At 70.2% G+C, this 21,908-nt stretch carries 20 protein-coding genes; 16 read left to right on the top strand and 4 right to left on the bottom strand.

Annotated features, from left to right (window positions below; all coding sequences use genetic code 11):
• Nucleotides 1-97: 97 nt before the first annotated feature.
• Nucleotides 98-508 carry a hypothetical protein gene (locus ABT106_RS11630; RefSeq protein ID WP_351275482.1) on the top strand — a complete coding sequence of 137 codons (411 nt, stop codon included), beginning with the start codon at nucleotides 98-100 and terminating at the stop codon, nucleotides 506-508.
• Nucleotides 508-1,479, top strand: a complete 972-nt coding sequence (locus ABT106_RS11635; protein WP_351275484.1) for a hypothetical protein — start codon at nucleotides 508-510, stop codon at nucleotides 1,477-1,479. The genes ABT106_RS11630 and ABT106_RS11635 overlap by 1 nt, the downstream gene beginning before the upstream one ends.
• An 80-nt stretch (nucleotides 1,480-1,559) precedes the next feature.
• On the opposite strand, the gene ABT106_RS11640 is transcribed toward ABT106_RS11635, so the two are convergent.
• Complete coding sequence (locus ABT106_RS11640; RefSeq protein ID WP_351275486.1) at nucleotides 1,560-2,456, bottom strand: C40 family peptidase; 897 nt, start codon at nucleotides 2,454-2,456, stop codon at nucleotides 1,560-1,562.
• 793 nt (nucleotides 2,457-3,249) lie between these two features.
• Between ABT106_RS11640 and ABT106_RS11645 the strand changes: the two genes are divergently transcribed.
• Genes ABT106_RS11645 through nuoN form a run of 14 tightly spaced genes read left to right on the top strand, consistent with a single transcriptional unit; the run spans nucleotide 3,250 to nucleotide 19,048 of the window.
• Nucleotides 3,250-3,609, top strand: a complete 360-nt coding sequence (locus ABT106_RS11645) for an NADH-quinone oxidoreductase subunit A (protein WP_030010013.1) — start codon at nucleotides 3,250-3,252, stop codon at nucleotides 3,607-3,609.
• Nucleotides 3,610-3,624: 15 nt separating this feature from the next.
• Complete coding sequence (locus ABT106_RS11650; protein ID WP_123079911.1) at nucleotides 3,625-4,179, top strand: NuoB/complex I 20 kDa subunit family protein; 555 nt, start codon at nucleotides 3,625-3,627, stop codon at nucleotides 4,177-4,179.
• Nucleotides 4,176-4,895 carry an NADH-quinone oxidoreductase subunit C gene (locus ABT106_RS11655; protein ID WP_351275488.1) on the top strand — a complete coding sequence of 240 codons (720 nt, stop codon included), beginning with the start codon at nucleotides 4,176-4,178 and terminating at the stop codon, nucleotides 4,893-4,895. Before ABT106_RS11650 ends, ABT106_RS11655 begins: the two co-directional genes overlap by 4 nt.
• Entirely contained in the window at nucleotides 4,895-6,217 is a 1,323-nt protein-coding gene (locus tag ABT106_RS11660; protein ID WP_351275490.1) for an NADH-quinone oxidoreductase subunit D, read from the top strand. The genes ABT106_RS11655 and ABT106_RS11660 overlap by 1 nt, the downstream gene beginning before the upstream one ends.
• Nucleotides 6,214-6,951 (top strand): NADH-quinone oxidoreductase subunit NuoE, encoded by a 738-nt coding sequence (gene nuoE, locus ABT106_RS11665; protein WP_351275492.1) that lies wholly within the window; start codon nucleotides 6,214-6,216, stop codon nucleotides 6,949-6,951. The genes ABT106_RS11660 and nuoE overlap by 4 nt, the downstream gene beginning before the upstream one ends.
• The gene (nuoF, locus tag ABT106_RS11670; RefSeq protein WP_351275494.1) at nucleotides 6,951-8,330 is read left to right on the top strand and encodes an NADH-quinone oxidoreductase subunit NuoF; all 1,380 of its coding nucleotides are present in this window, start codon (nucleotides 6,951-6,953) and stop codon (nucleotides 8,328-8,330) included. Before nuoE ends, nuoF begins: the two co-directional genes overlap by 1 nt.
• Nucleotides 8,327-10,834 (top strand): NADH-quinone oxidoreductase subunit G, encoded by a 2,508-nt coding sequence (locus tag ABT106_RS11675; RefSeq protein ID WP_351275496.1) that lies wholly within the window; start codon nucleotides 8,327-8,329, stop codon nucleotides 10,832-10,834. The genes nuoF and ABT106_RS11675 overlap by 4 nt, the downstream gene beginning before the upstream one ends.
• Nucleotides 10,831-12,183 carry an NADH-quinone oxidoreductase subunit NuoH gene (gene nuoH / locus ABT106_RS11680; protein WP_351275498.1) on the top strand — a complete coding sequence of 451 codons (1,353 nt, stop codon included), beginning with the start codon at nucleotides 10,831-10,833 and terminating at the stop codon, nucleotides 12,181-12,183. Before ABT106_RS11675 ends, nuoH begins: the two co-directional genes overlap by 4 nt.
• A 3-nt stretch (nucleotides 12,184-12,186) precedes the next feature.
• A complete protein-coding gene (gene nuoI, locus ABT106_RS11685; RefSeq protein ID WP_351275500.1) occupies nucleotides 12,187-12,777 on the top strand; it encodes an NADH-quinone oxidoreductase subunit NuoI in 591 nt (196 codons plus the stop codon).
• Complete coding sequence (locus tag ABT106_RS11690) at nucleotides 12,774-13,589, top strand: NADH-quinone oxidoreductase subunit J (protein WP_351275502.1); 816 nt, start codon at nucleotides 12,774-12,776, stop codon at nucleotides 13,587-13,589. The genes nuoI and ABT106_RS11690 overlap by 4 nt, the downstream gene beginning before the upstream one ends.
• Nucleotides 13,586-13,885 (top strand): NADH-quinone oxidoreductase subunit NuoK, encoded by a 300-nt coding sequence (gene nuoK, locus ABT106_RS11695; RefSeq protein ID WP_030864698.1) that lies wholly within the window; start codon nucleotides 13,586-13,588, stop codon nucleotides 13,883-13,885. The genes ABT106_RS11690 and nuoK overlap by 4 nt, the downstream gene beginning before the upstream one ends.
• A gap of 12 nt (nucleotides 13,886-13,897) precedes the next feature.
• Nucleotides 13,898-15,793, top strand: a complete 1,896-nt coding sequence (gene nuoL / locus ABT106_RS11700; protein WP_351275504.1) for an NADH-quinone oxidoreductase subunit L — start codon at nucleotides 13,898-13,900, stop codon at nucleotides 15,791-15,793.
• Nucleotide 15,794: 1 nt separating this feature from the next.
• Nucleotides 15,795-17,396, top strand: coding sequence for an NADH-quinone oxidoreductase subunit M (locus ABT106_RS11705; protein ID WP_351275506.1), 1,602 nt, complete (start codon nucleotides 15,795-15,797; stop codon nucleotides 17,394-17,396).
• Nucleotides 17,397-17,419: 23 nt separating this feature from the next.
• Nucleotides 17,420-19,048, top strand: a complete 1,629-nt coding sequence (gene nuoN / locus ABT106_RS11710) for an NADH-quinone oxidoreductase subunit NuoN (RefSeq protein WP_502979315.1) — start codon at nucleotides 17,420-17,422, stop codon at nucleotides 19,046-19,048.
• 62 nt (nucleotides 19,049-19,110) lie between these two features.
• On the opposite strand, the gene ABT106_RS11715 is transcribed toward nuoN, so the two are convergent.
• From ABT106_RS11715 to fahA, 3 genes are all read right to left on the bottom strand, one after another.
• Nucleotides 19,111-19,743, bottom strand: coding sequence for a Uma2 family endonuclease (locus ABT106_RS11715; protein WP_502979314.1), 633 nt, complete (start codon nucleotides 19,741-19,743; stop codon nucleotides 19,111-19,113).
• Between the two features lie 108 nt (nucleotides 19,744-19,851).
• A complete protein-coding gene (locus ABT106_RS11720) occupies nucleotides 19,852-20,457 on the bottom strand; it encodes a hypothetical protein (protein WP_351275510.1) in 606 nt (201 codons plus the stop codon).
• 170 nt (nucleotides 20,458-20,627) lie between these two features.
• Nucleotides 20,628-21,851 (bottom strand): fumarylacetoacetase, encoded by a 1,224-nt coding sequence (gene fahA, locus ABT106_RS11725; protein ID WP_351275512.1) that lies wholly within the window; start codon nucleotides 21,849-21,851, stop codon nucleotides 20,628-20,630.
• Between the last annotated feature and the right edge of the window lie 57 nt (nucleotides 21,852-21,908).

The following is a 21,908-nucleotide window of genomic DNA, read 5'->3' on the forward strand; positions in this document are numbered from 1 at the left end:
TCCGGCTTGACGCCGTAATCCGCCGGCCCGTTGAATCCGGCCGGGCGGAGAATCCCTTTGCCGCCCGTCTCACCATCCGAACAGAGAGGTACGCGTGATGAATCGAGCAGTGGGAAAGCTGGCATCGGGCTGCGTCGCCGCCGTTTCGGCGGCCGCCATTCTCCTCGCCGGGTCCGGGCCGTCGGCGGCGATGGGAAGGGACGGGAACCTGGAGGACCAGGAATTCGGCCTCTTCTACCTGGCGGGGCGCGCGGGTTGTGTCTTCGATCTTTATACGACGGACACGAACTTCTCCGGAGACGCCTTCAAAAGCGGGTGCAATGGGATGTACAAGAGTGTGAACGACAATACCGAGTCCTACCGGAACCGGGACGTCTACGCCTGGCGGGTGGCGACCGACAAGGACCTCGACGGAAATGTCGGGGAGATCCCGTCGAAGTACGAGGGCAACGCCTCGACGAACTTCAAGAACAAGATCAGTTCGGCCGCCTACACCCTGCACCCCTGATGCGGTCCGCCGGCCGACGACGGCCCGCGGCCCCGGCCGTCCTGCTGACGGCCGCCCTCCTGGCCGGCTGCTCCGGGCCGGGCGGCGCCGCGGGGGGCGAGCCCGCGCTCGGCCGCGTCGAGGTGGCCCCGGCCACGGCCTCGCTGTCCTTCCCCATGGACGCGTACACCGACACCGAAGCCGAGCGGATCCGCATGGGCCGGGTCCAGCAGGCCCTGGTCTCCCGCTGCATGGCGCGGTACGGGTTCACGTACGAGGGGCCGGAGGCGGCGGCCCCCGCCTCCGCCACCGGGGAGGGGGATCCCGAGGACCGGCACCGGTACCTCTTCGGGCTGGCCGACGCGGATCACGCGGCCGCGCACGGGTACGACAAGTCCGCCGGCCGGGGCGCGCCGCCCAAGCCGCCCGCCCCGCAGCTGAGCGACAGCGCGTACGCCGTCATGAACGGCGCGCAGCGCGGCGCCCAGGACGGTCAGGCACCCGACGCGGCCTCGGAGGAGGAGGCCGCGCAGGTGGACAGCGGGGTGACGGCGGCCGGGCGGAAGGTGCCGCCCGGCGGCTGCGGACGGGAGGCGTTCCGCACGCTGTACGCCCCGGGCAAGGACAGCGTGGACCTGCTCTTCGCCTTCGGCCTGGCCTCGGAGGCCCACGAGCGGTCCAGGCGGGACTCCCGCGTCGTCGCCGTGCTCGGGGCGTGGTCGGCTTGCATGGAGAAGTCCGGGTACGGGGGGATCCGTACGCCGTACGACGTCGTGGAGGAGGCCGGGCTGGCGGACGACAAGGGCGGTCCGCGGGCCGTCATGGCCGCCAGGGCCGACGTGGCGTGCAAGAGCGAGGTGAACCTGGTCGGCGTCTGGGCCGCGGCCGAGAAGGCGTACCAGGAGCGGCTCGTCGAGGAGCACGCCGAGACGCTGGCGCTCTACGGGCGCCAGCGCGAGGCCCGCTTCAAGCTGGCCGCCTCCGTGCCCTGAGGCACGCCGAAGGGCCGGTGCTCCACCCCCGAGCGGGGGAGCACCGGCCCTTCCTGACGCTCCGGAGACCGGAGGACGGCTCAGAGGACGCGCACGGCGCCCGTCGGCTTGTCGTAGTTCAGGGAGCGCTCGACGATGCCGGTGCTGGGGTTCTGCGCACCGACGAACTTGCCGCCGCCCACGTAGACGGCGACGTGGTAGGCGTTGCCCTTGGAGCCCCAGTACAGGATGTCGCCCGCCTGAAGGGCACTCAGGGACACCGAGGTGCCGAACGAGGACTGGTCCTGGGACATGCGCGGCAGGGTGATGCCGGCCTGGCGGTAGGCGGCCCGGACGAGACCGGAGCAGTCGTACGAGGACGGGCCGGTGCCGCCGAGCACGTACGCCTTGCCGACCTGGGCGCGGGCGAAGTTCACGATGGCCGCGGCGGAGCCGGTGGCCGGGGCGGTGACGGTGCCCGTGCCCTGGGAGGGGGCGGTGCTCTTGCCGGAGCCCGAGGAGGACTTCGAGCCCGTGTCGGAGCCGGCGGCGGAGGCGGGCGCCGAGGCGGTGGCCAGCGCGGTGCGGGCGGAGCTGCGGTTGGCGCGCTCGGCCGCTTCCTTGCGGTCGGCCTCCTCCTTCGCCTTCTTCTCGGAGTCGGCCTTCTGCTGGGCGTCCTCCTTGGCCTTCTTCGCCTCGGCGGCGGCGCCGGTGCGGGCGCTCTCCTCCTGGGCGGTCAGTTCGCCCTCGACGGCGGCCAGGCGGGTGTTCTCGGCGGCGGTGGTGACGGCGGAGGAGACCTCGGCGCCGAGGTCCAGGTCGAGGACCGGCATCTCGAGCGTCGTCTCGGCCACGGGCTCTGCGGTCGGGGACGCGCTCGCGGTTCCGGCCATGGCCAGGGTGCTGAGGACGCCACCGGCTACTCCGGCGCGGACCGCGAGCTTCGAGGCGCTGCGGCGGGGCTTCCGGTGGCTGGGTATGTGAGCGGTGTGGGACATGAGGACAAGCGCTATCAGGGCGTCAGGGTTCGCTTCAAGAAACGTGGTCTGCGCCACAGTTGCGCGCGAAGCGGGCTAACCGGGCGCGTCGGCCCTCTTATTGACGCGGTAACGGGCTAATCGGACACACCGTCACAACCCTGTGATCATGTCGTTTCTGTATTAAGTCCGAATTGATCCTCGGCCTACCATTTCGTCGGACAGTTGGCCAAGCCCCGTTTCGGAAGCACCAATTCACCGTGACGCAGGTCACAGTGACCTCGTGCTGTGCGGACGCCGTGGCCCCGTTGTGACCCGGCTGTGAAGGTGTCGCGCGGCTCGTGAACGGATGCACGTGGGCGGCTGCCCTTTATGCCCGCCTTCTTCCCCGCGTCCACCTCCGTACGTGAGCGGTCCCCCGGTCGGAGTAGGCGAGATGCCGATAGCACTTGATCCGCACCGGTGCCAATTTGCCTGTAGGGGGCACACTTGATAGAGGAGCCATGCTCCCTACCTGCGGTAACGATGATGGATGTCACCATTCGTAACCGTCCGGATGCTTCGCGTATGAAGATCACCGCTCATCCGACTTCATGATCGTTCGTCAGGTGGTGGAGATCACAAACTCGTTGTTGCAACCCGTGTCGCAGATCACAGAGAGGCAGGCATAGGATGCGCAGCAGTCCGGCTTGTGAACTGCCTCACATGTACACGATCTTCGCGAGGCGGGTCACGCCCCCAGCCCACCGCTGGGCGGTACTCCCGGCCGGTACGGCGGTCCAACGGTCAAGGACGACTGGAAGGAGCGAGGAGCGTGAATGCGTACGCGCCCATCCTCGTGCTCGGCGCCCTCGGCGCAGGGTTTGCGATCTTCTCCGTGGTCATGGCCACGCTGATCGGTCCAAAACGGTACAACCGGGCAAAGCTCGAAGCGTATGAGTGCGGCATCGAGCCGACTCCGATGCCGGCCGGCGGCGGCCGCTTCCCCATCAAGTACTACCTGACGGCGATGCTCTTCATCGTCTTCGACATCGAGGTTGTCTTCCTCTACCCCTGGGCCGTCACCTTCGACTCCCTGGGGATCTTCGGGCTCGTGGAGATGCTGCTCTTCGTGCTCACCGTCTTCGTCGCCTACGCCTACGTCTGGCGCCGCGGCGGCCTGGAATGGGACTGAGGGGCTGAGGTTTCCATGGGACTGGAAGAGAAGCTGCCGAGCGGCTTTCTGCTGACCACCGTCGAACAGGCCGCGGGATGGGTGCGCAAGTCATCCGTCTTCCCCGCGACCTTCGGCCTCGCCTGCTGCGCCATCGAGATGATGACCACCGGAGCGGGCCGGTACGACCTGGCCCGCTTCGGCATGGAGGTCTTCCGCGGCTCTCCGCGCCAGGCCGACCTGATGATCGTGGCCGGCCGGGTCAGCCAGAAGATGGCGCCCGTGCTGCGGCAGGTGTACGACCAGATGCCCGCTCCCAAATGGGTCATCTCCATGGGGGTTTGCGCATCCTCGGGCGGAATGTTCAACAACTACGCCATCGTCCAGGGCGTCGACCACATCGTCCCGGTGGACATCTACCTGCCCGGCTGCCCGCCGCGCCCCGAGATGCTGTTGGACGCGATCCTCAAGCTCCACCAGAAGATCCAGGGCTCCAAGCTCGGCGTGAACCGGGAAGAGGCCGCCCGCGAGGCGGAGGAGGCGGCCCTCAAGGCACTCCCCACCATCGAGATGAAGGGGCTGCTCCGGTGAGCGAGAGCCAAGAGCCGGAGAACGGCAGCAACCTCCCCGCTCCGCGGGCGCAGGGCCCCGAGGTCATCGGCGTCCGCACGGGCATGTTCGGGGCGGCGGCCGGCGGCGACACCAGCGGCTACGGCGGCCTGGTCCGCACCGTGGCCCTGCCCGGCGCGAGCAGCCGCCCGTACGGCTCGTACTTCGACGAGGTCGCCGACGAGCTCGAAGGGGCCCTGGAGGAGCAGGACGTGCTCCCCGGGAACGCCGTCGAGAAGACGGTGGTCGACCGGGGCGAGCTGACCTTCCACATCGCCCGCGAGCACCTCGTCCGCGTCGCGCGCACCCTGCGCGACGACCCGGCGCTGCGCTTCGAGCTCTGCACCGGCGTCTCCGGGGTGCACTTCCCCGGCGACAAGGGGCGCGAGCTGCACGCCGTCTACCACCTGCGCTCGCTCACCCACGGACGGATCCTGCGGCTGGAGGTGTCGGTCCCGGACAGCGACCCGCACGTTCCCTCGCTGGTCGCGGTCTACCCGACCAACGACTGGCACGAGCGCGAGACCTACGACTTCTTCGGCCTGGTCTTCGACGGGCACCCCGCCCTCACGCGGATCATGATGCCGGACGACTGGCAGGGCTTCCCGCAGCGCAAGGACTACCCGCTCGGCGGCATCGCCGTCGAGTACAAGGGCGCCCAGATCCCGGCTCCCGACCAGCGGAGGTCGTACAGCTGATGTCCACTTCACACGCCTCCTCCCGGGAGACCACCGAAGGCCCCGTCTACACCGTCACCGGCGGCGACTGGGACGAGATCGTCCAGTCGGCGGCCCGCGCGGACGACGAGCGGATCGTCGTCAACATGGGCCCCCAGCACCCGTCCACCCACGGAGTGCTCCGCCTGATCCTGGAGATCGACGGCGAGACGGTCACCGAGGCCCGCTGCGGCATCGGCTACCTGCACACCGGCATCGAGAAGAACCTCGAATACCGGAACTGGACGCAGGGCACCACCTTCGTGACGCGCATGGACTACCTGACGCCGTTCTTCAACGAGACGGCCTACTGCCTCGCCGTCGAGAAGCTCCTCGGGATCACCGACCAGATCCCGGACCGCGCCACCGTCATCCGCGTCCTGCTGATGGAGCTCAACCGGCTCTCCTCCCACCTGGTGTGCATTGCCACCGGCGGCATGGAGCTGGGCGCGACCACGATCATGATCTACGGCTTCCGCGACCGCGAGCTGATCCTGGACGTCTTCGAGCTGATCACCGGCCTGCGCATGAACCACGCGTTCGTCCGCCCCGGCGGCCTCGCCCAGGACCTGCCCCCGGGCGCGGTCGACCAGCTGCGCGAGTTCGTCAAGACCATGAAGAAGAACCTGCCGGAGTACGACAAGCTCGCCACCGGCAACCCCATCTTCAAGGCCCGCATGCAGGACGTCGGCTACCTCGACCTCACCGGCGCCATGGCGCTCGGCGCCACCGGCCCGGTGCTGCGCTCCGCCGGCCTGCCGCACGACCTGCGCAAGTCGGACCCGTACTGCGGATACGAGAGCTACGAATTCGACGTCCCGACCACCGAGACCTGCGACTCGTACGGGCGGTTCCTGATCCGCCTGGAGGAGATGCGCCAGTCGCTGCGGATCGTCGAGCAGTGTCTGGACCGGCTGGAGCCGGGGCCGGTCATGGTCGCCGACAAGAAGATCGCCTGGCCGGCGCAGCTCGCCATGGGCCCCGACGGGCTCGGCAACTCGCTCGACCACATCAAGAACATCATGGGCACCTCCATGGAGGCCCTCATCCACCACTTCAAGCTGGTGACCGAGGGCTTCCGCGTCCCCGCCGGGCAGGCGTACGCGGCCGTCGAATCGCCCAAGGGCGAACTCGGCGTCCACGTCGTCTCCGACGGCGGCACCCGCCCCTACCGGGTCCACTTCCGCGACCCGTCCTTCACCAACCTTCAGGCCATGGCCGCGATGTGCGAAGGCGGCCAGGTCGCCGACGTCATCGTCGCCGTCGCCTCCATCGACCCCGTGATGGGAGGCGTCGACCGATGACCGACATCCAACTGGGCATGCCGCAGCTGCCCGCCCCCGACTATCCGGCCGAGGTGCGCGAGCGGCTCGCGGCGGACGCCGCCGAGGTCATCGCGCGCTACCCCGACAGCCGCAGCGCGCTGCTGCCCCTGCTGCACCTCATCCAGTCGCAGGAGGGCTACGTCTCGCGCACCGGCATCCGCTTCTGCGCCGACGTGCTGGGCCTGACCACCGCCGAGGTCACCGCCGTGGCCACCTTCTACACGATGTACCGGCGCAAGCCCTCCGGCGACTACCAGGTCGGCGTCTGTACGAACACCCTGTGCGCGGTGATGGGCGGCGACGCCATCTTCGACGAGCTGAAGGAACACCTCGGGGTCGGCAACAACGAGACCACCCCCGACGGCAAGGTCACCCTCGAACACATCGAGTGCAACGCGGCCTGCGACTTCGCCCCCGTCGTGATGGTGAACTGGGAGTTCTTCGACAACCAGACCCCCGAGTCCGCCAAGGCCATGGTCGACGACCTGCTGGCCGGCCGCCCGGTCGAGCCGACCCGGGGCGCGCCGCTGTGCACGTACAAGGAGACGGCCCGCATCCTGGCCGGCTTCCCGGACGAGCGCGAGGGCGCGGTCGAGGCCACCGGCGGCGCCGGCCACGCCTCCCTCATCGGACTGCGCATCGCCCGCGGCGAGAGCCCGCACACCTCGATCGTGCACCCCCGTGGCGAGACCACCACCCAGGGAGGGGAGTGATGACCGTGTCCACTCCGAAGGAAAGCCGCGGGGAGACCTCCCCGCCGGAGGCCGGGGGAAGCGGCAGCCCGGAGAAGCTCCTGGCGCCCGTCCTGTCGGCGTTCTGGGACGACCCGCAGTCGTGGACACTGGCGACCTACCGGCGCCACGAGGGGTACGAGGGCCTGCGCAAGGCACTCGCGATGACCCCCGACGACCTGATCGCCTACGTGAAGGACTCCGGCCTGCGCGGCCGCGGCGGCGCGGGCTTCCCCACCGGGATGAAGTGGCAGTTCATCCCGCAGGGCGACGGCAAGCCGCACTACCTCGTCGTGAACGCGGACGAGTCGGAGCCGGGCACCTGCAAGGACATCCCGCTCCTCTTCGCCAACCCGCACTCCCTCATCGAGGGAATGATCATCGCCTGCTACGCGATCCGCTCGGCGCACGCCTTCATCTATCTGCGCGGCGAGGTCGTCCCCGTCCTGCGGCGCCTGCACGAGGCCGTGCGCGAGGCGTACGAGGCCGGATACCTCGGGAAAGACATCCTCGGCAGCGGGCTCGACCTCGACATCACGGTGCACGCCGGGGCGGGCGCGTACATCTGCGGCGAGGAGACGGCGCTGCTCGACTCCCTCGAAGGCCGGCGCGGACAGCCCCGGCTGCGGCCGCCCTTCCCGGCCGTCGAGGGGCTCTACGCGTGCCCCACCGTCGTCAACAACGTCGAGTCCATCGCCTCGGTGCCCGCGATCCTGAACAACGGCAAGGACTGGTTCAAGGCGATGGGGACGGAGAAGTCCCCCGGCTTCACGCTCTACTCGCTCTCCGGCCACGTCTCCGGCCCCGGCCAGTACGAGGCCCCGCTCGGCATCACCCTGCGCCAGCTGCTCGACATGAGCGGCGGGATGCGCCCGGGGCACCGGCTGAAGTTCTGGACCCCGGGCGGCTCCTCCACCCCGATGTTCACGGACGAGCACCTCGACGTGCCCCTCGACTACGAGGGAGTCGGCGCGGCCGGCTCGATGCTCGGCACCAAGGCGCTCCAGTGCTTCGACGAGACCACCTGTGTGGTGCGGGCCGTCACCCGGTGGACCGAGTTCTACGCCCACGAGTCCTGCGGCAAGTGCACCCCCTGCCGGGAGGGCACGTACTGGCTGGTCCAGCTGCTGCGCGACATCGAGACCGGCAAGGGCGTCATGTCCGACCTCGACAAGCTGAACGACATCGCCGACAACATCAACGGCAAGTCCTTCTGCGCCCTCGGCGACGGTGCGGCCAGCCCGATCTTCTCCTCGCTCAAGTACTTCCGCGAGGAGTACGAGCAGCACATCACGGGCAAGGGCTGCCCCTTCGACCCCAAGAAGTCGACCCTCTGGGCTGACACGGAGGTGAACGCATGACCATCACCACCAACGCGCCGGCCGGTGGCGGGGAGGCCGCCGTACCCCCGGAGAACCGGGTGTCGCTGACCATCGACGGCGTCGAGCTGTCGGTGCCCAAGGGCACCCTGGTGATCCGGGCCGCCGAACAGCTCGGCATCGAGATCCCCCGGTTCTGCGACCACCCCCTCCTCTCCCCGGCCGGCGCCTGCCGCCAGTGCATCGTCGAGGTCGAGGGCCAGCGCAAGCCGATGGCCTCCTGCACCATCACCTGCACCGACGGCATGGTCGTCAAGACGCAGCTGACGTCGGAGGTCGCCGACAAGGCCCAGCGCGGGGTGATGGAGCTGCTGCTCATCAACCACCCGCTGGACTGCCCGGTCTGCGACAAGGGCGGCGAGTGCCCGCTGCAGAACCAGGCGATGTCCCACGGCAACGCCGAGTCCCGCTTCGAGGGCCGCAAGCGCACCTACGAGAAGCCCGTCCCGATCTCCACCCAGGTGCTGCTGGACCGCGAGCGCTGCGTACTGTGCGCGCGCTGCACCCGCTTCTCCAACGAGATCGCCGGCGACCCGATGATCGAGCTGCTGGAACGCGGCGCGCTCCAGCAGGTCGGCACCGGCGAGGACGACCCGTTCGAGTCGTACTTCTCCGGCAACACCATCCAGATCTGCCCCGTCGGCGCGCTGACCTCGGCCGCCTACCGGTTCCGCTCCCGCCCGTTCGACCTCGTCTCCTCCCCGAGCGTGTGCGAGCACTGCGCGGGCGGCTGCGCGACCCGGACCGACCACCGGCGCGGCAAGGTGCTGCGCCGCCTGGCCGCCGAGGACCCCGAGGTCAACGAGGAGTGGATCTGCGACAAGGGCCGCTTCGGGTTCCGCTACGCCCAGCGCCCGGACCGGCTCACCACCCCGCTGGTCCGCGGCACCGACGGCATCCTGGCCCCGGCGAGCTGGCCCGAGGCGCTGGAGGCCGCGGCGAACGGGCTGGCCGGGGCGCGCGGCCGGGCCGGCGTGCTGACCGGCGGCCGGCTCACCGTCGAGGACGCCTACGCGTACGCCAAGTTCGCGCGGGTGGTGCTCGACACCAACGACATCGACTTCCGGGCCCGCGTGCACAGCGCCGAGGAGGCCGAGTTCCTGGCCGCCTCCGTCGCCGGCACCGGCAAGGACCTCGACGGCACCGGCGTCACGTACGCCTCGCTGGAGGCGGCGCCCGCGGTGCTGCTGGCCGGCATCGAGGCCGAGGAGGAGGCCCCCGGCGTCTTCCTCCGGCTGCGCAAGGCCCACCGCAAGCACAAGCAGCGGACCTTCGCCCTCGCCCCCTTCGCCACCCGGGGCCTGGCCAAGGCGGGCGGCACCCTGCTGGCCGCCGCCCCCGGCACCGAACCCGCGTGGCTCGACGCCCTGGCCACCCGCGGCGGGCTGGAGGCCGGCGGCTCCACCGCCGCCGACGCGCTGCGCGAGCCCGGCGCCGTCATCGTCGTCGGGGAGCGCCTCGCCGGTGTTCCGGGCGCGCTGACCGCCGCCGTACGGGCCGCCAACGCCACCGGCGCCAAGCTCGTGTGGATCCCGCGCCGGGCCGGGGAGCGGGCCGCCGTCGAGGCGGGCGCGCTGCCGTCCCTGCTGCCCGGCGGCCGCCCGGCCACCGACCCGCGGGCCCGCGGCGAGGTCGCCACCGCCTGGGGCCTGGACGAACTCCCGCACCGCTACGGCCGCGACACCGGCCAGATCATCGAGGCCGCGGCCACGCGCGAACTGTCCGCCCTGCTGGTCGCGGGCGTGGAGGTCGCCGACCTGCCCGACCCGGCCCGCGCGCGCACCGCGCTCCAGGAGGCGTTCGTGGTCTCCCTGGAACTGCGGCCCAGCGAGGTCACCGACCACGCGGACGTGGTGTTCCCGGTCGCCGCGGTCGTCGAGAAGCCGGGCGCGTTCGTCAACTGGGAAGGCAGGGTCCGGCCGTTCGAGGCCGCCCTCAAGCCCGAGCAGATGACCCGGCGCCTCGCCCCCGCCGACTCCCGCGTGCTGCACATGCTGGCCGACGCGGCCGACCGGCCGATCGCCCTGCCCGACGTACACGCCGTACGCAGGGAGCTGGAGCGGCTCGGCCCGTGGGAGGGGGCGCTCGCCTCCGAGCAGTCCACCGGCCCGGAGCCGCTGCCCCGCCCCGGAGCGGGCGAGGCGGTCCTCGCGGGCCACCGGCTCCTCCTCGACCAGGGCCGCCTCCAGGACGGCGACGACGCCCTGGCCGGCACCCGGCACGAGGCGAGCGCCCGGCTGTCCGCGGCCACGGCCGCCGAGACCGGCGTCAAGAGCGGCGACGTCCTCGCGGTCACCGGCCCCGCCGGAACCGTGGAACTGCCGCTGCGGATCACCGAGATGCCCGACCGGGTGGTCTGGCTCCCGCTGAACTCCACCGGATCCGGCGTACTCGCCGACACCGGCGCCCGCCCGGGCACCCTCGTGCGCATCGGCCCGGCGACCCCGGCCGGCGCGGGCGCCAGCACTGCGGAGGTGGACGCGTGAACGCGGTACAGATCGCCGCGGAGGACCTCTCCCTCTTCGGCCGCGACGTGTGGTGGCTCGTCGTCGTCAAGGCGGTGTTCTGCTTCGCCTTCCTGATGGTGACCGTGCTGTTCTCCATCGTGTGGGAGCGCAAGGTCGTCGCCTGGATGCAGCTGCGCATCGGCCCCAACCGGCACGGCCCCTGGGGCATGCTCCAGTCGCTCGCCGACGGCGTGAAGCTGATGCTGAAGGAAGACCTGATCGTCAAGCGGGCCGACAAGGTCGTCTACGTCCTGGCCCCGATCATCGCGGCGATCCCGGCCTTCATGGCCATCGCGGTGATCCCCTTCGGGCCCGCGGGCAACGAGGTCTCCATCTTCGGCCAGCGCACCACGATGCAGCTGACCGACCTGCCCATCGCGATGCTCTACATCCTCGCGGTGGCCTCGGTCGGCATCTACGGCATCGTCCTCGCCGGCTGGTCCTCCGGTTCGACCTACCCGCTCCTCGGCGGCCTGCGCTCCTGCGCGCAGATGATCTCGTACGAGATCGCGATGGGCGCGGCCTTCGCCTCGGTCTTCCTCTACTCCGGATCGATGTCGACCTCGGCGATCGTGGAAGCCCAGGCGGACCGCTGGTACATCATCCTGCTGCCGGTCTCCTTCATCATCTACGTGATCACGATGGTCGGCGAGACGAACCGCGCCCCCTTCGACATGCCGGAGTCCGAGGGCGACCTCGTCGGCGGCTTCAATACCGAGTACTCCTCCATCAAGTTCGCGCTGTTCATGCTGGCCGAGTACGTCAACATGGTCACCGTCTCGGCGGTCTCGGTCACCCTCTTCCTGGGCGGCTGGCGGGCCCCGGCGCCGATCTCCACCTACTGGGAGGGCGCGAACCACGGCTGGTGGCCGATGCTCTGGTTCGTCCTCAAGGTGCAGCTCCTCCTCTTCTTCTTCATCTGGCTCCGCGGCACGCTGCCCCGCGTGCGCTACGACCAGCTGATGAAGCTCGGCTGGAAGGTCCTGATCCCGGTCTCGCTGGTCTGGCTGATGCTGGTGGCCACCGTCCGCGCCCTGCGCAACGAGGCGTATGACTTCAGCGAGATCGTCCTCTACGTCGGCGGCGCCGTCGTGGCGATCCTGCTCCTCTCCTTCGTCGTGGACCTGTTCCGCGACAAGCGGGAGAAGGCGGCGGCCCAGGAGGCCGTGCACGACGCCGAGCCCTTCGACCCGATGGCGGGCGGGTTCCCCGTACCGCCCAAGCCCGGCCAGCACCTGGCACCCGTACCGCGCCGGAGGTCCCGCGGCGATCGGGAGCTGATCGTCAGCGGCGGGACGCATTCCGACAGTGACCGAGAGGAGGCTTGAGAGATGTCCGACGACAAGTGGCAGAACCCGGTGGCGGGCTTCGGCGTGACCTTCAAGGCCATGTTCAAGAAGCGCCTCACCGAGCAGTACCCGGAGCAGCGGAAGACCACCGCTCCGCGCTTCCACGGACGGCATCAGCTCAACCGGCACCCGGACGGTCTGGAGAAGTGCATCGGGTGCGAACTGTGCGCCTGGGCCTGTCCCGCCGACGCGATCTACGTGGAGGGCGCGGACAACACCGAGGAGGAGCGCTACTCCCCGGGTGAGCGGTACGGCGCCGTCTACCAGATCAACTACGCCCGCTGCATCCTGTGCGGGCTGTGCGTCGAGGCGTGCCCGACGCGGGCGCTGACCATGACGAACGAGTTCGAACTGGCCGACTCCAGCCGCGAAGCGCTCATCTACACCAAGGAGCAGCTGCTCTCCGGCCTCACCGAGGGCATGGTCGAGGCACCGCACTCGATCTTCCCCGGCGCGGACGACACGGACTACTACCGCGGACTGGTGACGGGCGCCGCCCCGGGCACGGTCCGGCAGGTCGCGGTGTCCAAGGGCGAGACGGCGGCGGACGAATCCGAGGAGGTGGGGGCATGAGCACGATCGCCGCTGCGGCCACCTCGCTCACCTCCACCGGTGAGGCCGTGCAGTTCTGGATCCTCGGCACCGTCGCCGTCATCGGCGCGCTGGCCACGATCCTGATGAAGAAGGCCGTCCACAGTGCGCTGAGCCTGGCCGGGACGATGATCATCCTGGCGGTCTTCTACCTCGCCAACGGGGCGTATTTCCTGGGCGTCGTCCAGATCGTCGTCTACACCGGCGCGATCATGATGCTCTTCCTCTTCGTGGTCATGCTCGTCGGCGTCACCGCCGCGGACTCCCTGACGGAGACCATCAAGGGGCAGCGCTGGCTGGCCGCCCTGTGCGGACTCGGCTTCGGCACCCTGCTGATCGCCGGCATCGGCAACGCCGGGATCACCCACTTCAACGGGCTCGGCCGGGTCAACTCCGGCGGCCACGTCGAGGGACTGGCCCAGCTGATCTTCACCAAGTACGTCTTCGCCTTCGAGCTCACCGGCGCACTGCTGATCACCGCCGCCGTCGGCGCGATGGTGCTCACCCACCGCGAGCGCACCGAGCGGGCCGCCACGCAGCGCGAGCTCGCCGACCGGCGCGTGCGGGGCGGCGTCCAGCTCCCGCCGCTGCCCGCCCCCGGCGTCTACGCCCGGCACAACGCGGTGGACGTCCCCGGCCTGCTGCCGGACGGCACCCCGTCCGAGCTGACGGTCAACCAGACCCTGCGCGCCCGCGGTCAGATCCGGGACGTCTCCGGCCAGGCGCTGGACGACCTCAAGGCACTGGAGCAGGCATCCTCGGAGCGCCTCGGCCGTGAGGAGACCTCGAAGTGAACCCGGTCAATTACCTGTACCTGGCGGCCCTGCTGTTCACCATCGGCGCGGCCGGCGTGCTGATCCGGAAGAACGCGATCGTGCTGTTCATGTGCGTCGAGCTGATGCTCAACGCCTGCAACCTCGCCTTCGTCGCCTTCTCCCGCATGCACGGCAACCTCGACGGCCAGATCATCGCCTTCTTCACGATGGTCGTCGCCGCCGCGGAGGTCGTGGTGGGCCTCGCGATCATCGTGTCCCTGTTCCGTACCCGCCACTCGGCCTCGGTCGACGACGCCAGCCTGATGAAGCTGTAAGGGGCGTTCACCGTGGAGAATCTGATTGCGCTGCTGGTGGCGGCGCCCCTGCTCGGAGCGGTGGTGCTGCTCTGCGGCGGCCGGCGCCTCGACAAGACCGGCCACTGGATCGGCACGCTGTTCGCGGCCGTGTCCTTCGGCATCGGGGTCGCGCTGTTCGCCGACATGCTGGGGCGCGGCGCCGAGGACCGCACCCTGCACCAGTTCCTGTTCCGCTGGATTCCGGTGGAAGGCTTCCAGGCCGACATCGCGTTCCAGCTCGACCAGCTGTCGATGACGTTCGTCCTGCTCATCTCCGGGGTGGGCACGCTCATCCACGTGTACTCGATCGGGTACATGGAGCACGACGAGCGCCGCCGCCGCTTCTTCGGCTACCTGAACCTGTTCGTCGCGGCGATGCTGCTGCTCGTCATCGCCGACAACTACCTTCTGCTGTACTTCGGCTGGGAGGGCGTCGGCCTCGCCTCGTACCTCCTGATCGGTTTCTGGCAGCACAAGCCCAGCGCGGCCACCGCCGCGAAGAAGGCGTTCCTGGTCAACCGCGTCGGCGACATCGGCCTGTCGATCGCGATCATGCTGATGTTCACCACGTTCGGCACCTTCGCCTTCGGCCCGGTGCTCGGCGCGGTCGGCGAGACGTCGGAGGGCACGCTGACGGCGATCGGCCTGATGCTGCTGCTGGCCGCCTGCGGCAAGTCGGCGCAGGTGCCGCTGCAGTCCTGGCTCGGCGACGCGATGGAGGGCCCGACCCCGGTCTCGGCCCTGATCCACGCCGCCACCATGGTCACCGCGGGCGTCTACCTGATCGTCCGCTCGGGCGCCATCTTCAACGGGGCGCCCGACGCCCAGCTGGTGGTCACCGTCGTCGGCGCGGTCACGCTCCTCTTCGGTGCGATCGTCGGTTGCGCGAAGGACGACATCAAGAAGGCCCTCGCGGGCTCGACGATGTCGCAGATCGGCTACATGATCCTCGCCGCGGGCCTCGGCCCCATCGGCTACGTCTTCGCGATCATGCACCTGGTCACGCACGGCTTCTTCAAGGCCGGCCTGTTCCTCGGCGCGGGTTCCGTGATGCACGGGATGAACGACGAGGTCGACATGCGCAAGTACGGCGGCCTGCGGAAGTACATGCCGGTCACCTTCGTGACCTTCGGTCTCGGCTACCTGGCGATCATCGGCTTCCCCGGCCTGTCCGGCTTCTTCTCCAAGGACATGATCATCGAGGCGGCCTTCGCCAAGGGCGGCACCCAGGGCTGGATCCTCGGCGGGGTCACCCTGCTGGGCGCCGGCATCACCGCGTTCTACATGACCCGCGTCATGATCCTCACCTTCTTCGGCGAGAAGCGCTGGCAGCCGACCGCCTCCGGGGAGATGCCGCACCCGCACGAGTCCCCGAAGTCGATGACCATCCCCATGGTCCTGCTCGCCTTCGGCTCCGTCTTCGCGGGAGGCTTCTTCAGCATCGGGGACCGCTTCGTGAACTGGCTGGAGCCCGTCACGGGCTACGCGCACGGCCACCCGCCGGTCAGCGCCCTGACGGTGACCGCGGCCACCATGGTCGTCCTGGCGGCCGGTGTCGCCGTCGCCTGGTCGATGTACGGCCGGCGGCCCGTCCCGGTGGTCGCCCCGCGCGGTTCGGTCCTCACCCGGGCCGCCCGCCGGGATCTCTACCAGGACGACTTCAACCACGCCGTGCTGGTGCGCGGCGGGGAGCACCTGACCCGTTCCCTCGTGTACGTGGACCACAGCCTGGTCGACGGAGTGGTCAACGGGACGGCCGCCGGAGTCGGCGGGCTGTCGGGCCGGCTGCGCAAGCTCCAGAACGGCTACGCCCGCAGCTACGCGGTCTCGATGTTCGGGGGCACGGCGATCCTGATCGCCGCGACCCTGCTGATGAGGGCGGTGTGAGATGAATTTCCCGCTTCTGACGGTGACGGCGGCGCTGCCCGCGGTCGGCGCGATCCTCACGGCGGCCGTCCCGGCCGCCCGCCGGACGTTCGCCAAGTGGCTCGCGCTGCTGTTCTCGCTGGCGACCCTGGCCCTGGCCGTGCTCGTGGCGATCCGTTTCGAGCCCGGTGGCGACCGCTACCAGCTGACCGAGTCCCGTGCCTGGATCGCCGACTTCGGCGTCCGCTACGAGCTGGGGGTCGACGGCATCGGGGTGGTGCTCATCGCGCTCACCGCGCTGCTGATCCCCTTCGTGATCGCGGCCGGCTGGAACGACGCCGACCCTCTGGAGACCTCCTCGTCCCGCTGGCGGCCGACGCAGGGCTTCTTCGCCCTGATCCTGCTGGTCGAGGCGATGGTGATCATCTCCTTCGAGGCCACCGACGTCTTCCTCTTCTACATCTTCTTCGAAGCCATGCTCATCCCGATGTACTTCCTCATCGGCGGCTTCGGCGACCGGGCGCACTCCGGTTCGGACGAGAAGGCGGCCGCGCAGCGCTCGTACGCGGCCGTCAAGTTCCTCCTCTACAACCTGGCCGGCGGCCTGATCATGCTGGCCGCCGTCATCGGGCTCTACGTGGTCGCCGGGAACTTCTCGCTCCAGGAGATCACCGCCGCCCGCGCCGCGGGCACGCTCGACATGGCGACCAACACCGAGCGGTGGCTGTTCCTCGGCTTCTTCTTCGCCTTCGCGGTGAAGGCCCCGCTGTGGCCGCTGCACACCTGGCTGCCGAACGCGATGGGCGAGGCCACCGCCCCGGTCGCCGTCCTGATCACCGCGGTCGTCGACAAGGTCGGCACCTTCGCGATGCTCCGCTTCTGCCTCGGGCTCTTCCCCGAGGCCAGCAAGTGGGCCACGCCGGTGGTCCTGGTCCTGGCCCTGATCAGCATCGTCTACGGCGCGCTGGTCGCGGTCGGCCAGCGGGACATCAAGCGGCTGGTCGCGTACGCCTCGATCTCGCACTTCGGCTTCATCATCCTGGGCATCTTCGCGATGACCTCCCAGGGCCAGTCCGGGGCGACGCTCTACATGGTCAACCACGGGATCTCGACGGCGGCGCTGATGCTGGTGGCCGGGTTCCTGATCTCGCGGCGCGGTTCGCGGCTCATCGCCGACTACGGAGGCGTCCAGAAGGTGGCCCCGGTCCTCGCCGGCACCTTCCTGATCGGCGGCCTCGCCACCCTCTCGCTGCCGGGCCTCGCGCCCTTCGTCAGCGAGTTCCTGGTCCTGGTCGGCACGTTCTCCCGGTATCCGGTCGTCGGCATCATCGCCACGACCGGCATCGTGCTGGCCGCGCTCTACACGCTGGTGCTCTACCAGCGCACGATGACCGGCCCGGTGAAGGAAGAGGTCCGCGCCATGCCGGACCTGCACCTGCGCGAAGTGCTGGTGGTCGCGCCGCTGATCGTGCTGCTGATCGGACTGGGCGTCTACCCGAAGCCGCTGACCGACATCGTCAATCCGGCGGTGCAGCACACCATGTCCGACGTGAAGCAGACGGACCCGGCGCCCGAAGTGGCCGTCGAGGCCGTGCCTGCGAAGAATGGGGAGGCGGCCAAGTGAGTACCGCGACTGCTGCCCAGGGTCTGTGGGCGCTGGCGGCCGAGGGGCCGGCCGACCGGATCCCGACGCCGGTCATCGAATACGCGCAGCTCGCGCCCACGCTGATCGTGGTGGGCGCGGCGATCCTCGGAGTCCTCGTCGAGGCCTTCGTGCCCCGCAAGTCCCGCTACTACGTGCAGGTGTTCCTCGCCGTCGCCGCGCTGGCGTCCGCCTTCGCGGCGGTCGTCGGCCTCGCCGCCGGCGGGTACGGGAGCACGAAGGCGCAGGTCGCCGCCATGGGCGCCATCGCCGTGGACGGCCCGGCGCTGTTCCTCCAGGGCACGATCCTGCTGGCCTCGATCGTGGCGGTGTTCACCTTCGCCGAGCGGCGGCTCGACCCGGAGGCGCACGGCAGCCGGGTGGACTCCTTCGCCGCCCAGGCGGCGTCCGTACCGGGCAGCGAGAGCGAGAAGGCCGCCGTGAAGGCGGGCTTCACCACCACCGAGGTCTACCCGCTGGCACTGTTCGCCGTCGCCGGAATGCTGATCTTCCCCGCGGCCAACGACCTGCTGACACTGTTCATCGCGCTGGAGGTCTTCTCCCTCCCGCTCTACCTGCTCTGCGCCGTCGCCCGCCGCCACCGGCTGATGTCGCAGGAGGCCGCGGTGAAGTACTTCCTGCTGGGAGCCTTCTCCTCCGCGTTCCTCCTCTTCGGCATCGCGCTGCTCTACGGGTACGCGGGCTCGGTCTCGTACGCCGTGATCGCCGACGTGGTCGACGGCACGGTCACCAAGATCGACCCGGCGCTGGCCTCCACCATGGGCAACGACGCGCTGCTGCTGATCGGCGGCGCGCTGATCCTGATGGGCCTGCTCTTCAAGGTCGGCGCGGTCCCCTTCCACATGTGGACCCCGGACGTCTACCAGGGCGCCCCGACCCCGATCACCGGCTTCATGGCCGCGGCGGTGAAGGTGGCCGCCTTCGGCGCCCTCCTGCGCCTCCTCTACGTGGTCCTGCCGGGTCTGCGCTGGGACTGGCGGCCGGTGATGTGGGGCGTCGCGATCGTGACGATGCTGGCGGGCGCGGTGATCGCCGTGACCCAGACGGATGTCAAGCGGCTGCTGGCGTACTCCTCGATCGCGCACGCGGGCTTCATCCTGGCCGGTGTCATCGCGACCTCGGCGGAGGGTGTCAAGTCCGTCCTGTTCTACCTGGGCGCGTACTCCTTCGTGACGATCGGCGCCTTCGCGGTGGTCACGCTGGTGCGCGACGCGGGCGGCGAGGCCACGCACCTGTCCAAGTGGGCGGGTCTGGGGCGGCGTTCGCCGCTGACCGCGGCGGTCTTCGCCGTGTTCCTGCTGGCCTTCGCCGGCATCCCGCTGACGTCGGGCTTCTCCGGGAAGTTCGCCGTGTTCAAGGCGGCCGCGGAGAGCGGCGCGGGGGCGCTGGTCGTAGTGGGCGTCATCTCGTCCGCGATCGCCGCGTTCTTCTACGTCCGGGTGATCGTGCTGATGTTCTTCAGCGAGCCGAAGGCCGACGGCCCGACGGTGGCCGTGCCCTCGCCGCTGACGATGACCACCATCGCGGTGGGCGTCGCGGTCACGCTGGTGCTGGGCGTGGCCCCGCAGTACTTCCTGGAACTGGCCGGGCAGGCGAGCACGTTCGTCCGCTGACCCGTCCCGGTACGGCGCAGGGCCCGGCCCCCTTCGGCCTTCGGGGGACCGGGCCCTGCGGCCTACTCGGGGCGCTTGCGCTTCGGTGTGATGGCGCTGAGATCCAGATCGACGGGGAAGGGCACGGAGACCTTCAGGCGGTCGTGGAAGATCCCGGTGGCGACGTACTTCTGGGTGGCGGGATCGAGCTCGTAGACGTAGACCACGGCCCGGCCGTCCGTATTCTCCACGCGCCAGAAGTGGGGGATCCCTGCCCGGGCATACTTCAACGGCTTGCTCTCACGATCACGGGAGACTGATTCGGGAGACACGACTTCGATGGCGAGCCGAACGGATTCCGCAGGAAGACGGGTCTGATCCAGATCCTCGTAGGGCTCCTCCGGTACGACGATCACATCCGGTTCGGGTCGATTGTGGCGATCGATATCGATGGTGAACTCCCGCATGACCTCCAGTCCTTCCGGGGCTGCGGATCGCAGCCGACTTTCGAGGAAACTGACCGCGCGCCAGTGAAAGCGGGTCTGCGGACTCACGAAGATCAGGCTCCCGTCGATCAGCTCCGTGTGCGGAGGCAGATTCGGAAGCGTGTCCAGGTCGTCGGCAGACCAGCCGCCTGCCGGCGGGATCGGCCAGCAAGGCCCTGGCTCCGGTTCAGGCTGCGGCGCTGCGGATTCGACGCTCATCAGTGCTCCCATGAGGCGGAGTCTTGCGAGTGCGACCAGCGTATCGCCGGGAATCCGCGGGACACCGTCCTTCGGGTGAGTCATATGCGGGAGGCACTTGACGTCATCGGTCGGAGCGGGCTAGTGCCCGTGCGCGTGGCCGGTGCCGCCCGCCGCCGGGGTCTTCTTCGGGCAGGTCAGCGCGGGGTTCCAGTTGTGGAAGCGGCCGGCCGGGTTCTTCTTGTACGCCCACATGTGCAGGTCGTAGTGCTTGGGCATGCCCGCCCAGTGGCCCGGCATGGGCCCGTCGAACGGCAGCCCGAACATGCTCGGCCGGTCGCCGGCGGTCTTCAGGTCCTGGTCCCCGTCCGTCGCCATCCACTCCACGGTCTGGAGCGCGCGGCGGCCGTGGCGGTCCTTCTCGGTGCTGTAGAGGAGCGCGGTGGGCTTCGCGGGGTCCATGGACCCCCAGTTGGCCTGTTTGACGTAGTGGTAGCCCATGGCGCCGACGCCGAACGGGTTGGTCATGCAGGTCTCGCCCTTCGGGACGTACCCGTCCCTGAGCGCCGCGCGTTCGTCCACGTACCTGGCCGTCGCCCGGATCGCCGTCGCCATGTCCTTCATCGCCCTGTGGTCCCGCGGGTCGGGCGCGGGTCCCTCGACGCCGTGCGCCGGGGTCACGGCGGCCAGGCCGAGCGACACGGCGGCGGCGCAGGCGAGCGCGGTCTTCAGGCTGCGTACGGGCATGGCGGCTCCTCCGGGTGGGGGTACGGGGTACGGGTTCCCGATCCGTCCGTCCACCATCCCGGCCCCCCGCGCGCGCCGCACGCGGGCCGCGCCCAAAGGGGTGCGGCCCGCGTGACGGGGCGTCGGGTGAGGGGGCGTCGGGAGCCGGACCGCCCCGACGCCCGCGCCCGCTAGCGGGAGGCGGTGATGCGGCCCGTGACCTCGCCGAGGCCCACGCGGGTGCCGTCGGGGCCCGGGGCCCAGGCGGTGAGGGTGACGGTGTCGCCGTCCTCCAGGAACGTCCGCTTGCCGTCGGCGAGTTCGATGGCGTCGCGGCCGTTCCAGGTGAGCTCCAGCAGGGAGCCGCGCTGGTCCACGTCCGGGCCGCTGACGGTGCCGGAGCCGTAGACGTCGCCGGTGCGCAGGGAGGCGCCGTTGACGGTCATGTGGGCGAGCTGCTGGGCGGCCGTCCAGTACATCGAGGCGAACGGCGGCCGCGAGACCTCCTGCCCGTTGATGGAGACCGTGAGGTGCAGGTCGAAGCCGCCGGGCCGGTCGCTGCCCGCGTCGTCGAGGTACGGCAGGAGCGGGAAGTCCCGGGCCGGAGGGGCGACGCGGGCGGCGTCCAGGGCCTCCAGCGGCGTGACCCAGGCGGAGACGGAGGTGGCGAAGGACTTGCCGAGGAACGGGCCGAGCGGCACGTACTCCCAGGCTTGCACGTCGCGCGCCGACCAGTCGTTGAGGAGGAAGAGACCGAAGACGTGGTCCTCGAACTCGCCCAGCGCCACCGGGCGGCCCAGCTCCGAGGGGGCGCCGACGACGAAGCCCACCTCGGCCTCGATGTCGAGCTTGACGGACGGGCCGAACACGGGCGCCGGGTCGGACGGGGCCTTGCGCTGCCCGCAGGGCCGTACGACGTCCGTGCCGGAGACGACGATCGTGCCGGCGCGGCCGTGGTAACCGATCGGCAGATGCTTCCAGTTGGGGGTCAGCGCGTCCCCGTCCGGGCGGAAGATCTTCCCGACGTTGGTGGCGTGGTGCTCGCTGGCGTAGAAGTCGACGTAGTCGGCGACCTCGTACGGCAGGTGCAGCTCGACCGCGTCCAGGGACAGCAGGTGCGGCTCCACGGCCGGGCGGTGGCCGGGGTCGGTGACCCAGGCGGTCAGCGCGCGGCGCACGTCGCGCCAGGCGGTGCGCCCGGCGGCCAGCAGCGGGTTGAGGGAGGGCTGCCCGAGCAGTCCGGCGTACGGGGAGCCGAGCGCGGCGGCGGCCGCCCCCGCGTCGAGGACGTGCCCGCCGATGCGCACACCGATCCGGCGGCGGCTCTCCCCGGCGGTGGAGAAGACGCCGTAGGGGAGGTTATGCGGCCCGAACGGGTCGCCCTCGGGGACATCGAGGGGGCTCTGCTGGGGCATGGGTTGCTGCCTCGCTTTCGACGCGGTCCGGGGGTGTCCCGGGGGCTGGTTGACACG

The sequence above is a fragment of the Streptomyces sp. NPDC002044 genome (assembly GCF_040296725.1).
Classification (GTDB): Bacteria; Actinomycetota; Actinomycetes; order Streptomycetales; family Streptomycetaceae; genus Streptomyces; species Streptomyces antarcticus.